The 11,600-nt window shown below is 72.6% G+C and carries 12 protein-coding genes, 1 pseudogene and 1 CRISPR repeat array; of the genes and pseudogenes, 10 read left to right on the top strand and 3 right to left on the bottom strand.

The window, feature by feature from the left end; genetic code table 11:
• Nucleotides 1-735 (bottom strand): annotated as a pseudogene (locus tag L6E12_RS09400) (hypothetical protein); the annotation flags it as partial.
• Nucleotides 736-1,011: 276 nt separating this feature from the next.
• On the opposite strand from L6E12_RS09400, the gene L6E12_RS09395 reads away from it, so the two are divergent.
• The 7 genes from L6E12_RS09395 to L6E12_RS09365 all read left to right on the top strand — a co-directional run bounded on the left by L6E12_RS09395 (nt 1,012) and on the right by L6E12_RS09365 (nt 5,803).
• Nucleotides 1,012-1,359, top strand: coding sequence for a YciI family protein (locus tag L6E12_RS09395; protein ID WP_236227512.1), 348 nt, complete (start codon nt 1,012-1,014; stop codon nt 1,357-1,359).
• Nucleotides 1,356-2,570 (top strand): RNA polymerase sigma factor, encoded by a 1,215-nt coding sequence (locus L6E12_RS09390; RefSeq protein WP_236227511.1) that lies wholly within the window; start codon nt 1,356-1,358, stop codon nt 2,568-2,570. The genes L6E12_RS09395 and L6E12_RS09390 overlap by 4 nt, the downstream gene beginning before the upstream one ends.
• A 196-nt stretch (nt 2,571-2,766) precedes the next feature.
• On the top strand, nt 2,767-3,375 hold the full coding sequence (locus L6E12_RS09385) for an NAD(P)-dependent oxidoreductase (RefSeq protein WP_236227510.1): 609 nt from the start codon (nt 2,767-2,769) through the stop codon (nt 3,373-3,375).
• Nucleotides 3,376-3,394: 19 nt separating this feature from the next.
• On the top strand, nt 3,395-3,790 hold the full coding sequence (locus L6E12_RS09380; protein ID WP_236227509.1) for a helix-turn-helix domain-containing protein: 396 nt from the start codon (nt 3,395-3,397) through the stop codon (nt 3,788-3,790).
• A complete protein-coding gene (locus L6E12_RS09375) occupies nt 3,787-4,575 on the top strand; it encodes a class I SAM-dependent methyltransferase (protein ID WP_236227508.1) in 789 nt (262 codons plus the stop codon). The genes L6E12_RS09380 and L6E12_RS09375 overlap by 4 nt, the downstream gene beginning before the upstream one ends.
• Before the next feature lie 90 nt (nt 4,576-4,665).
• Complete coding sequence (locus tag L6E12_RS09370) at nt 4,666-5,424, top strand: HipA family kinase (protein WP_236227507.1); 759 nt, start codon at nt 4,666-4,668, stop codon at nt 5,422-5,424.
• Nucleotides 5,408-5,803, top strand: coding sequence for a DUF3037 domain-containing protein (locus L6E12_RS09365; protein ID WP_236227506.1), 396 nt, complete (start codon nt 5,408-5,410; stop codon nt 5,801-5,803). The genes L6E12_RS09370 and L6E12_RS09365 overlap by 17 nt, the downstream gene beginning before the upstream one ends.
• Nucleotides 5,804-5,822: 19 nt before the next feature.
• Here L6E12_RS09365 and L6E12_RS09360 read toward each other — a convergent pair whose 3' ends face one another.
• A complete protein-coding gene (locus tag L6E12_RS09360; protein WP_236227505.1) occupies nt 5,823-6,614 on the bottom strand; it encodes a Scr1 family TA system antitoxin-like transcriptional regulator in 792 nt (263 codons plus the stop codon).
• A 488-nt stretch (nt 6,615-7,102) separates the two neighbouring features.
• On the opposite strand from L6E12_RS09360, the gene L6E12_RS09355 reads away from it, so the two are divergent.
• The 3 genes from L6E12_RS09355 to L6E12_RS09345 all read left to right on the top strand — a co-directional run bounded on the left by L6E12_RS09355 (nt 7,103) and on the right by L6E12_RS09345 (nt 10,368).
• A complete protein-coding gene (locus tag L6E12_RS09355) occupies nt 7,103-7,963 on the top strand; it encodes a helix-turn-helix transcriptional regulator (RefSeq protein WP_236227504.1) in 861 nt (286 codons plus the stop codon).
• Nucleotides 7,941-8,111, top strand: a complete 171-nt coding sequence (locus tag L6E12_RS09350) for a DUF397 domain-containing protein (RefSeq protein WP_236227503.1) — start codon at nt 7,941-7,943, stop codon at nt 8,109-8,111. Before L6E12_RS09355 ends, L6E12_RS09350 begins: the two co-directional genes overlap by 23 nt.
• A gap of 443 nt (nt 8,112-8,554) precedes the next feature.
• A CRISPR array of direct repeats spans nt 8,555-9,680; the repeat unit is 28 nt; unit sequence GTCTTCCCCGCGCGAGCGGGGCTGTTCC.
• A 208-nt stretch (nt 9,681-9,888) separates the two neighbouring features.
• Nucleotides 9,889-10,368 (top strand): MarR family winged helix-turn-helix transcriptional regulator, encoded by a 480-nt coding sequence (locus tag L6E12_RS09345; protein ID WP_236227502.1) that lies wholly within the window; start codon nt 9,889-9,891, stop codon nt 10,366-10,368.
• Between the two features lie 48 nt (nt 10,369-10,416).
• Here L6E12_RS09345 and L6E12_RS35350 read toward each other — a convergent pair whose 3' ends face one another.
• Complete coding sequence (locus L6E12_RS35350) at nt 10,417-11,598, bottom strand: cytochrome P450 (RefSeq protein WP_236227501.1); 1,182 nt, start codon at nt 11,596-11,598, stop codon at nt 10,417-10,419.
• Nucleotides 11,599-11,600: the final 2 nt, after the last annotated feature.

Raw genomic sequence — 11,600 nt, 5'->3', positions numbered from 1 at the left:
TTCGACCGCGGTGTCCATGTTCTGTGTGCTGTCCTTGTCTGCCAGGGTGTCCACGCCGGGTGCTGCTGCCCCGCCCTCGTCCGGCCGCTCGACGACCGCGCCGCCGCTGTCCGCCGCGGGGGCGCCGTTCGCCGTGGTGCTGTCGGTGGCGCCGTTCTTCGCGGCGTTCCGCGCGGCCTTGGCCGCGGCGCTGCGCGCCGCCGCACCGGTCAGGCGCTTCGCCTTCTTGCCACCGGTCGAGCCGTTGGCGGTGGTCGCCCCCGCGGCCGACCCGTTCGTGGCCGACCCGTTGGTCGCGGTCGCACCGTCGGTGGCCGCCGAGCCGTTCGCGCTGGTCGATCCGTTCGTCGCGGCCGAACCGTTCGCGGCTGACCCGTTGGTGGCTGACCCGTTGGTGGCGGCCGACCCGTTGGTGCCGTTCGCGCCGCCGGGGGCGGCCGAGCCGTCGGTTCCGCCGGAGCCGGTGCGCAGCGCGTCCAGCTCGGCCAGCAGGCCGGGGCTGAGCGCGACGAGGTCACCGGTGTCGCCCACCTGGTGCTCGCGGCGCCAGGTGTCGATCACGTTGGAGGCGTACGACCGGGCCGTGGTCACCCCGTAGGTGTCCAGCCACTGCTGGACCCCCAGGGTGGTGGGCGGGTCGACGTGCTCGCAGGCGTAGCGGATCTTGTCCGCGATGGTGGCACGCCCGGCCAGGGCGACGGCGTGGGCGGGGTCGATGGCGCTCTCCGGACTCACCTGCGCGGTCCTCCTGGATATAGACGGCTGACGAGTGGGGCGGAACTGCTTTTGGGTACGTGCACTGTGTCGGACGGGTGAGTACCGAGCACCATCGGGCTACCCTGCGGCCCCGATCTTGACGTTTTCGTTCCCGGCCTGTTATCTCCGCCTCGGCGCGGCACACCGAGGGTCACAGTAGACGTCGCCTCGAAATAACTTTCGGGGACCCTGTCGATTCGGGGGTCGCTCGTTCGTGTGGAGGGTGACCGAGCACCACCGAACAGGGAGAACACCATGCGCCAGTACCTGCTCAGCATCTTCCAGCCGCCCGGCGAGATGCCCGACCGCGAGACCCTGGCCGCCATCATGGCCGAGGTCGGAGCCCTCAACGACGAGATGCGGGCGGCGGGCGCCTGGGTCTTCGGCAACGGCCTGGAGGCCCCCGACACCGCGACCGTCCTGCGCGCCGACGGTGACGACGTCCTGGTGACCGACGGCCCGTTCGTGGAGCTGAAGGAGCACCTGGGCGGGTTCACCGTCATCAACGCCGAGGACCTCGACGACGCCCTGGCCTGGGGCCGCAAGTTGGCCCGGGTCCTGGGCCTGCCGGTCGAGGTCCGCCCGTTCGTGTCCCAGGGGTGAGCGAGCGCATCGCCCGGGTGTTCCGCGAGGAGTACGGGCGGGCGGTGGCGGTGCTGGTCCGCTCCCTCGGCGACATCGACCTCGCCGAGGAAGCGGTCCAGGACGCCTTCGCCGAGGCGGTCCGCCGCTGGCCGGAGTCGGGCGAACCGCCCAGCCCGGCCGGGTGGATCATCACCACCGCCCGCAACCGCGCCATCGACCGCCTGCGCCGCGAGTCGACCCGCGACGCCCGGCACGCCGCCGCGCACGCCCTCCTGGCACCCGACGACAGCCCGGCCGAGGAGGAGGGCCCCGTGCACGACGACCGCCTGCGGATGCTGTTCACCTGCTGCCACCCGGCGCTGGCCGCGCCCGCCCGGGTGGCGCTCACCCTGCGGCTGCTCGGCGGCCTGACCACCGCCGAGATCGCCCGCGCGTTCCTGGTGCCCGAGCCGACCATGGCCCAGCGGCTGGTCCGGGCCAAGGCGAAGATCAAGAAAGCGGGCATCCCCTACCGGGTCCCGGACGACGCCGACCTGCCCGACCGCCTCGGCGGCGTGCTCGCGGTCGTGTACCTGGTCTTCACCGAGGGCCACACGGCGTCGGCGGGTGACCGGCTGGTGCGCGAAGGCCTGTGCGCCGAGGCCGTCCGGCTGGGCAGGCTGCTGGTCGAGCTGATGCCCGACGAACCGGAGGCACTGGGCCTGCTGGCGCTGATGCTGCTCACCCGCTCCCGCCACCCGGCCCGCACCACCGCCGACGGGAAGGCCGTGCTGCTGGCGCAGCAGGACCGCTCCCGCTGGGACCGCGCGCTGATCGCCGAGGGCCAGGACCTGGTCCGCCGCTGCCTGCGCCGAGCCCGCCCCGGCCCCTACCAGGTCCAGGCGGCCATCCAGGCCGTGCACAGCGATGCCGCCCGCGCCGAGGACACCGACTGGGCGCAGGTCCTGGCCCTCTACGACCACCTGCTGGCGCTCACCCCGACCCCGGTCGTCGCGCTCAACCGGGCGGTCGCGGTGGGCGAGGTCCACGGGCCGGGGGCGGCGCTCGCCGAGGTCGAGCGGATCGGCCTGGACGCCTACGGCCCCGCCCACACCCTGCGCGCGGAGATGCTGCGCCGCCTCGACCGCCCGACCGAAGCCGCCGACGCCTACGCCACCGCAGCCGCGCTGACGGAGAACGAGGTCGAGCGCGCCCGACTCACCGCACTCCGGGAGTCCATAGTGGAGTGATACGTTTCCCCTGCTGGTTCCCGGTATCGTTGCGGGAACCCGACCACGGGCGGCTAGCTTCCCGCCCGGGGTCGGGCAGCGGGCCCGGCCACGGCGGGAAGGTTTCGACCGATGGCGGGAATCGTGGTGTTCGGCGCGGGCGGGCGGGCGGGCGGGCAGGCTCATCGCGGCGGAAGCGCTCGGGCGCGGGCACCGGGTGACGGGGGTCGCGCGCGGACCGGTCGACCTGGGCGGGGCGGCGGTCGTCGCGGGGGACGCGACGGACGCGGACTCGGTCGCCACCGCAGCGGCCGGGCACGACGCGGCGATCGTGTCGGTGTACGCCCCGGAGCCCGGGTTGTACGACGCTGCCGCGTCGGCGCTGCTCGAAGCGCTGCCGCGCGCGGGCGTCCGCAGGCTGGTGGTGATCACCACCGGGACGGTGCTGGAGGTGGCACCGGGGGTGCGCTTCCACGACCAACCGTCCTTCCCGGCGGAGTACCGGCCGTTCAGCGAGACCAGGGCGCGGGAGCTGGACCGGCTGCGCGCCGACGGGGCGGACCTCGACTGGGTGGCCGTGGCCGGACCCCCGACCCTGCTGGCCGACGGCCCGGGAACCGGCGCGTACCGGGTGGCGGTCGAGCGGTTGCCGTCTTACAACACCCCCGACGGCCCCTCGACCGCCTTCCCGTACGCCCCGTCGAGCCCACCGCTGCGCTACGCGGACCTGGCGCGCGCCGCCGTCGACGAGGCCACCGAACCCCGCCACCACTGCCTGGCGCTGGCGGTCCACCCTGACCCGCAACCGGGGACCACAGGCGGCTGATCCCACTACCATGGGCGACATGGGGGAAGCACTGTCACACCCGGACGCCGGGAAGCTGCGGCCGGACATGTTCGACCACTGCGAGGACACCAGCTACCCGGTCCGCGTCGGCGACAAGTGGACCGGGCGCATCCTGGTCTGCCTGCGCGACGGCGCCCGCCGCTTCTCCGAGCTGCGGGTGCCGCTGCCCGGGGTGACGCCGAAGGTCCTCACCGAGTCGCTGCGCGCCATGGAGCGCGACGGGCTGCTCGTGCGGGTGGCGCACCCCGGGGTGCCTGCCAGGGTGGAGTACTCGCTCACGCCGGTGGGCCGCGGCCTGCTGGAGTTCATGGACTCGGCGTGCCGGTGGAACCGGGACAACCGGGAGGACATCCTGGGTGCCCGCCGCGCGTGGGCCGGGCGTCACCCGGCATGACGAGGCCGCGCGCGGAACACGATGAACGGCTCCGCCACGCCTTGTCGTTCGGCGCGGCGGCGACCTCGTACGCCGAGCACCGCCCCGACTACGCGCGGGCCGCGGTGCGCTGGGCGCTGGGCGATCCGGCGCCCGGTGTGCGGGTGCTCGACCTCGGCGCCGGAACCGGCAAGCTCACCGCCACCCTGGCCGCGGTGGGCGCCGACGTCACCGCGGTCGAACCCGACCCGGCGATGCTGACCGAGCTGCGCCGCGCACTGCCGGGTGTCCGCGCGCTGCCGGGCAGCGCCGAGGCGATACCGCTGCCGGACGCGTCCGTCGACGCCGTGCTGGCGGGCAACGCCCTGCACTGGTTCGACATGGCCGTCGCGGGACCCGAGATCGCCAGGGTCCTGGTACCGGGCGGCATCCTGGCAGGCTTGTGGAACGTGGTGGACGACCGGGTCGACTGGGTTGCCGGGCTGGCGCGGGTCAGCGGGAGCGCGGTCATCGGCCCGCGGGACACGCCCGCCGGTTGGCGTGCCGAGACGCACCTGCCCAAGGCGGGCGGGGCCGCCCGGTTCGGCTCGCCGGAGCAGGCCGAGTTCCCGTACGGGCAGCGCCGCACCGCCGACTCCCTCGTCGCGGCACTGGCGACGCGGGCGGGGGTGCTGGTCATGCCGAAACGGGAACGACAGGTCACCCTCGACCGGATCCGCGCCTTCCTGGCGGGTGAGCCGGAGACCGCGGACGGCGAGTTCACCCTCCCGATGCTGACCTGCGTGTTGCGTGTCCGGCGGCTGTGACGGGTTCACGGCAGGAGGCCGGAACCCCGTGGTGGTGGAACCCGGGTGCCCGCCGCGCGTGGGCCGGGCGCCACCCGGCATGATGCGGCGGTGCCCAGAACCGTCACCGCCACCCGGTACGTGACCCCGCTCCGCGAGGGCGGCTCCCTGCCCGGCCTGGTCGAGGCCGACGACCTGGGCATGTACGTGGTCAAGTTCCGCGGCGCCGGGCAGGGCCCCCGCGCGCTGGTCGCCGAACTGGTCGTCGGCGGCCTGGCCCGCGCGCTGGGGTTCCGGGTCCCGGAGATCGTCTTCGTCGAGGTGGACCCGGAACTGGGCCGCACCGAACCGGACGAGGAGGTGCAGGAACTCCTGCGCGCCAGCGACGGCCGCAACCTGGGCCTGGACTACCTCCCCGGCTCGTTCGACTTCAACCCGCTGGTCCGCGACCCCGGCCCGGTCGAGGCGGCCCGGCTGCTGTGGTTCGACGCGCTGGTGCTCAACGTCGACCGGAGCTGGCGCAACCCCAACCTGCTGCTGTGGCACCGCCGGATGTGGCTGATCGACCACGGCGCCTCCCTGTACTTCCACCACCGCTGGGAACCGGGGTGGCAGCCCGCGAAGCAGTACCGCTGGGAACCGACCGACCACGTCATGCTCCCGGTCGCGGGCCCGATCGAAAACCTGGCGGCGGAGGTCGACCTGGACGCGCTGGACGAGGTGCTGGCCGAGGTGCCCGACGAGTGGCTGCTGGGCTTCCCGAACCCGGCGGACACCCGCCGCGCCTACCGGGCCTTCTTCACCGCCCGGCTGGCGGCGGCCGCGGAGTGGACCGAGGGTTTGGAGGCCGCCCGTGCCGCACGTGTTTGAGTACGCCCTGCTGCGCGCCGTCCCCCGCCAAGACCGTGGGGAAGCGCTCAACATCGGTGTCTTGGTGCACTGCAAGGCGTTCGACTACCTGGGCTGCCGCACCCACGTGGACGACGCCCGCCTGCGCGCCCTCGACCCGGCGATCGACCTGGCGGTGCTGGCGGAGATGCTGGGCGGCCTGACGTCGGTGTGCGCGGGCTCGGCGGGCCCGGTCACCCGCATCCCGCCCGGACAGCGCTTCCGCTGGCTCACCGCCCCCCGCAGCACCCTCGTGCAGACCTCTCCCACCCACACCGGCCTGACCGACGACCCGGAGGCGGAGTTGGAGCGCATGTTCCGCGCCCTGGTCCTCATCACGCCTGCGGCCCCCGTCGACTGATCGGACCACGGGCGCGGCCTCAGCGGGAGAAGAGCAGGTAGTCCAGGAACGCTTGAGTCTCGCCGATGGACAGCGCCCTGTTTTCCACGGTCCGTAGGGCGGCGAGGTGGGGCGCGGCGGCGTCGAGTTCCAACAGGAGGGTCGCGGCGCCGAGGTCGAGGAACACCACCGGCGGGAAGTGGCGGGTGGTGATCACCTGGAACGGGTGCGCGGCCGGGGGCGGGGTGCAGTCCGGGACCACCCGCAGCCGCCGGTTGTCGCGCAGCCGGACGAGTTGCGCCGTCATCACCGCCGGGTCGACCCAGGGTGCGCGCAGGGCGTGGGCGTGCACGTAGTGGACGGTGTGGCCCTCCACCTGGTCGTACTTGCCTGCTGCGGTGCCGGTGGCGGCCAGCACCGCCCGGTGATAGTCGGCGGTGCGCAGCGCGAGCGGGAGGGTGGCGGTGTCGTAGCCGGTGATGGACTCGGCCACGGCGTGCAGTTCCCGCAGGACGGCGAACCGGTCCGGGTCGCCGGGGTCGTGGTGGGTCAGCCACTGGGTGCGGTCACCCTCGCGGGCCAGGTCGTAGAGGACGGGCCGCCGCTCGGCGGGGACGTCGAAGAGCGCGCAAAGCCCACCGATCTCCAATGCGGTGGGCAGCCTGCGGCCGGTCATGACCCGGTTCAGCATCGCGGGTGACATGTCCATGCCACTGGCCGCTTCACGGGTACTCAGCCCCACGCGCCTGCGGTTGGCGTCCAGTTCGCGGCTCAGCAGCAGCGCGCGCACGGTTCGCGCGCGGAAGTCGGGTTCGGGTGTCCTGGCAGCCATGGTGGTCCTGGTCGGTCGGAGTGAACGGTGCGGCAGGCGGGGACCGTGGGGTTCATGGCGGTGGGGCTGGCCGGGGGCATCGACCGGCCCCACCGCCTCCTCATGCGCGAGGGCAGTTTGTCCATAGGGGACGTTCCGGGGTCGCCAACCGGCCGTAGTCGTGCGGCCGGGGCCGGGGAAGCGGTGCGGGACACCTCGCGTGCAAGGCAGCCAACCACCGGCGTGTCTGCCACCGTTTGCGGATGCGGTAGAGGAACATGTTCTCTCCCAAGGGATTCACAGGGCCGATGATTTTTGCGCACGGGGAATCCTTTGCGGGCAAAGGGTTTGGTTGCTGAAACGCGCCCAGCGGTCCGCCCCACTCCCCATCAGCCCGATACCAAGGAGACTAAGCTTCGACATGACGAACTGACCAGTTGAATGCCGGTCGAGTCGGCGAACGGCAGAAAAGTCCCGTCCAAGAGGACTAGTCCCACGAGAGGAGCGTCGTGCCCACGACGATCACCCCGCAGCGGCGCGCGCTCGGCGAGGCGCTGCGCCGCTACCGCAAGGCTGCGGCACTGACGGCCGAAGAGGTGGAGGACCGCTTCGGCTGGCACCCGGGGAAGACGAACCGGGTCGAGCGCGGGTTCCGGGTGCCGGTGCGCGCCGAGTTGCAGGAGCTGTTCAAGCTCTACCGCGTGCCCGCCGCCAAGCGCAAAGAGCTGCTGGAACTGCTGGAGATGGCCAGGCGCAGGCAGTCGGTGTCACACACGGCCGAGCACGCCAACGCCTATTTCACGATGGAGCGGGAGGCCGTCGAGATCTGCTACTTCGATGACGTACTGGTCCACGGCCTCTTGCAGACCGAGGACTACGCCAGGGCGCTGGTGACGCAGGAGGGCGTCGAGCACGCCGAACTGCGCGTCCAAGAGCGCTTGGCCCGCCAGAAGCGCGTCCTCGGTGCGGCCGAGCCCCCGCACCTGCGCGTGCTGCTCGGCGAGCACGTGACCATGCAGGCCGTGGGCGGCCCCGAGGTCCTGCGCGCCCAACTGATCCGCCTGGTGGAGGCCGCCGCGACGGACACCACGGAGGTACGCCTGATCCCGTGGTCGGCAGGAGGGCATCGGGGCGTGGGCAACAGCTTCACCCTGCTGCACCTAGAGAGACCAGCGCGCCTCGGGCAGGTCTACAGCGAGGGCATGACGGGCGCCACCTACCTGCACCACGACGACGAAGTGACCGGCTACCGAACAGCTTTCGAGTACCTGTGGGATCATGTCGCCGCCAACCACGCGGAATCGATGAGACTCCTCGGCAGGCGCATCGACAACCTCGGAGAAGCACATGGATCAGACCCGATGGCGTAAGGCCACGCGCAGCGACGGCGCGAACAACTGCGTGGAGATCCACCCGGACGGCTGGGTCCGAGACAGCAAGGACCCCCACCACCGCCCCATCGCAGCCGACCTCCACGCCCTGCTGGCAGCAACCCGCACCAACCGGCTCACCCGCTGACACCCCCGCGCCCGGGTGCCTCGCCAGCGGGCACCCGGCGCGCGCCACCCAACAGCGGACCGCCGAAGCAGGCAGGTCCCCGGACCAGTGGTGACCTGGGCAGCCCCACGCCCGACCTCCGGCCTCGGTGCGGCCCCGGCCGGTCGTCAGCCTCACCCAACCGACGCGCACTCGCACCAAGTCACTCCCCGGCCGCACACTCATCGCCCCACCGCACGAACCGGCTTGTTCGACACCTCGCCCCACGCTGCCCCACCGGCACCGACTCCCGCTCAACCCCCGATCACCGGCAGAACCGCCAACCACGGTCATTACCGGGGCATCCACCCAGCTCAATACCGCATTGAACACAAAGAGTAACCAGTTAACTACAAAATTTCGTTCCGTCGCCAAAAGTGATGTTAAAATCTACTCTGGCCAACTAAACCCCCAGGTCAAGAAGTGTCTTCCCCGCGCGAGCGGGGCTGTTCCGTCCTCGCTCGCCGTGTTCGTCCTCTTCTCCACGTCTTCCCCGCGCGAGCGGGGCTGTTCCCGCGACGCGCACCGTCTCCTGTCCGCCGGAGAAGTCTTCCCCGCGCGAGCGGGGCTGTTCCCAACCCCGGGGTGCCGCAGAAGTTCCCGGCGGGGTCTTCCCCGCGCGAGCGGGGCTGTTCCGGCTGGATGTCGGGTCGGGTGGCCCAGTCGTGGGTCTTCCCCGCGCGAGCGGGGCTGTTCCCACGGCTGGCGCGTTGGCGTTAGTGCCCGCCGTGTCTTCCCCGCGCGAGCGGGGCTGTTCCCCCGGCCCTCGGGCAACACGTGCGCGGGCAAGGGTCTTCCCCGCGCGAGCGGGGCTGTTCCCAACCCGGACGGGTTCAGGAGAGGCCACCACGAGTCTTCTCCGCGCGAGCGGGGCTGTTCCTGTCCGCGTCCCCGCCCACACCAGGGCCCGGCGGTCTTCCCCGCGCGAGCGGGGCTGTTCCCGGCCCCCTCGCTAGGAGGGAGCCGTTCGGGAGGTCTTCCCCGCGCGAGCGGGGCTGTTCCCAACGGCGAGCGGGTCACCGTGGTCGGCGTCGGGTCTTCCCCGCGCGAGCGGGGCTGTTCCGTCGTCCAGGCGGGCGGTGGGCACGGTGCCGCGGTCTTCCCCGCGCGAGCGGGGCTGTTCCCCCATCCGGGTCGGCAGCTTGGCGGGCGATCGCGTCTTCCCCGCGCGAGCGGGGCCGTTCCCCGCGCGATCTCGGCCAGGCCCTGCTCGACCTCGTCTTCCCCGCGCGAGCGGGGCTGTTCCCGCGGCCGAGTACGCGATCCGGCTGTCCGTGCCGTCTTCCCCGCGCGAGCGGGGCTGTTCCCGTCATGGACGTCATCGCCGACCTCGCCCCCGGATCTTCCCTGCGCGAGCGGGGCTGTTCCCCGCTGACCTTCCCCCGCCGGATCGGCCAGCATGTCTTCCCCGCGCGAGCGGGGTTGGTCCGCCGGGCGTCGCCTGTCGGGGTCACGTTTCATTGCCTTCTCCGCGCGAGCGGGGCTGTTCCCAGGGTCGGGATGACGAGTTCCTGTTCCAGCATGTCTTCCCCGCGTGAGCGGGGCTGTTTCGACTTTGCGTCCGGTGGCCCTCACGGGCACCGCCTTGCCCCAGCGCGCGGCAACCTGGTGGCGCGCGGCTTCCCGCCCAGCCCTGCGACCCGCTGACCGAGCGGGCGCTCGCCCTGCACGCAGCCGTCTTCCACATCACACCCCCACTAGTTGTTTCCCGCAACCAATGAACTTATAGTTGCAGATATCAACCGAGCGGGGAGGCGGCATGATCGCCACGACAACGGCGTCGGACCTGGTCGAGGTGTTGCGCGGGATTGTGCGGGCTGGGCGGGCGGTGCAGCACACTGCCGACGACGGCCTCCACAACGCGCCCGCCGCGCTGCTCGGGTTGCTGGCCAGGGAGGGCGAGCAGCGGATGGGCAGACTAGCCGGGGCGCTCGACGTGGACCCGTCCGTGGTGAGCAGGCAGGTGGCGATGCTGTGCGCTGCGGGTCTGGTCTCGCGGCGGCCGGACCCGGAGGACGGGCGGGCGAGCCTGCTGGGGCTGACCGACTCCGGCCGCGCCTGCCTCGATCAGCACCGCGCGCAGTGGGCGCACAGGCTCACCGCCGCCTTGGCCCACTGGGACGACAACGACGCCACCCAACTGCTGACCCTGCTCCGCAGGCTGTCCGCCGATGTGCGCGGGAACCTGGTGGAGGAGAGGTCGTCTCCTCCACCAGACTCCGAGCTGCGGGCCGGATAGCCCGGCGGCGAACAGCGCCACGCCGGTGACCCCGACGTGGTGCTTCGCTCACGACGCCTTGGTCAGCGATACGTCCCACACCGCGTCGAGTGGGCCGGGCAGGCGCAGTTTCCAACCGTGTGGGGCGGGTTGCCAACCTGGAGCGGGCCGCACGTCGGGCATTCGGTCGAGCAGGACGTCCAGGGCGGTGTGGGCCAAGGCGGTGACCACCGGGGGCGCCGGGCACCGGTGGGGGCCGGTGCCGAACCCGAGGTGCGTGCGCAGGTCGCGGTGTGGGTCGAACCGGTCGGGTTCGGTGAACACCGTCTCGTCGCGGTTGGCCGAGGCGATGGCTGCCGCGATCACGCTGTCGGCCGGGAGTTCTCGTCCGCCCAGTGTCAGCGCGCGCGTCGTTCGCCTGCCCAGGACGCCGACCGGGCCGCTCCACCGCAGGGCCTCGTGCACCGCCGCGCCGAGCAGGGTTCGGTCGGCGCGGACCTCGGCGAGGTGCCCGGGTGCCGACCACAGGGCCGCCAGGGTCCAGCCCGCCAGCCAGCCGGGCTCGATCGCGCTCAGCGCGAGGTGCTTGAGGACCGGCAGCACGTCGGGGTCCGGGCGTGGTCTGCCGCGTGGCCGGTTGGCGTGCAGCAGGTGGGCGATCACCGATCCGTCCGGTTCCGCCCGCAGCCGTTCGACGACCTCGACCACTGCCGTGTCCTGGGCCATTTCGGTGGCAACGGCCCCGTCCAGCTCCGGGTCGCGGCCGAAGTTGTTCGCCACCGCGGTGAGCAGGTTTCCCCAGTGGCGCACCGTGTCGGCCCCCGCGCCCGGGTCGAGGCCGAGCAGCGTGGTGACGGTGATGGCCGCGACCGGCTCGAAGTAGTGCGCGGCCAGGTCGGTGTGAGCGGACGGGGCGATCCGGTCGGCGACCCGGTGTGCGACGGGTCGGGCGATGGTGTCGACGAAGGGGGCCACCCGGTGGGGCTCGAAGTCGGGTTGCAGCGCTCGGCGCACCTCCCGGTGGGATCGGCCCTCCCGCATCAGCAGCGGCGTGCCGCCGCACACGCCGATCATCGGTGACCCGGGCTGGTCCGTGGTGAACCGCTCCACGTCGGTCAGCACGGTGTGCACGTCCTGCCAGCCGGTCACCAACCACTGGCGGGCCTCGGGAACCCAGGTGACCGGCTCGTCGACCCGCAGCCGCGCGTAGACCGGGTGGGGGTCGGCCTCCAGTTCCGAGAGGGTGGGCACGG

Source organism: Actinokineospora sp. PR83 (assembly GCF_021056305.1).
In the GTDB taxonomy this organism is placed as follows: domain Bacteria; phylum Actinomycetota; class Actinomycetes; order Mycobacteriales; family Pseudonocardiaceae; genus Actinokineospora; species Actinokineospora spheciospongiae.
Note: the sequence above shows the minus strand (reverse complement) of the source record. Positions and strands in the feature narration are given on the sequence as shown.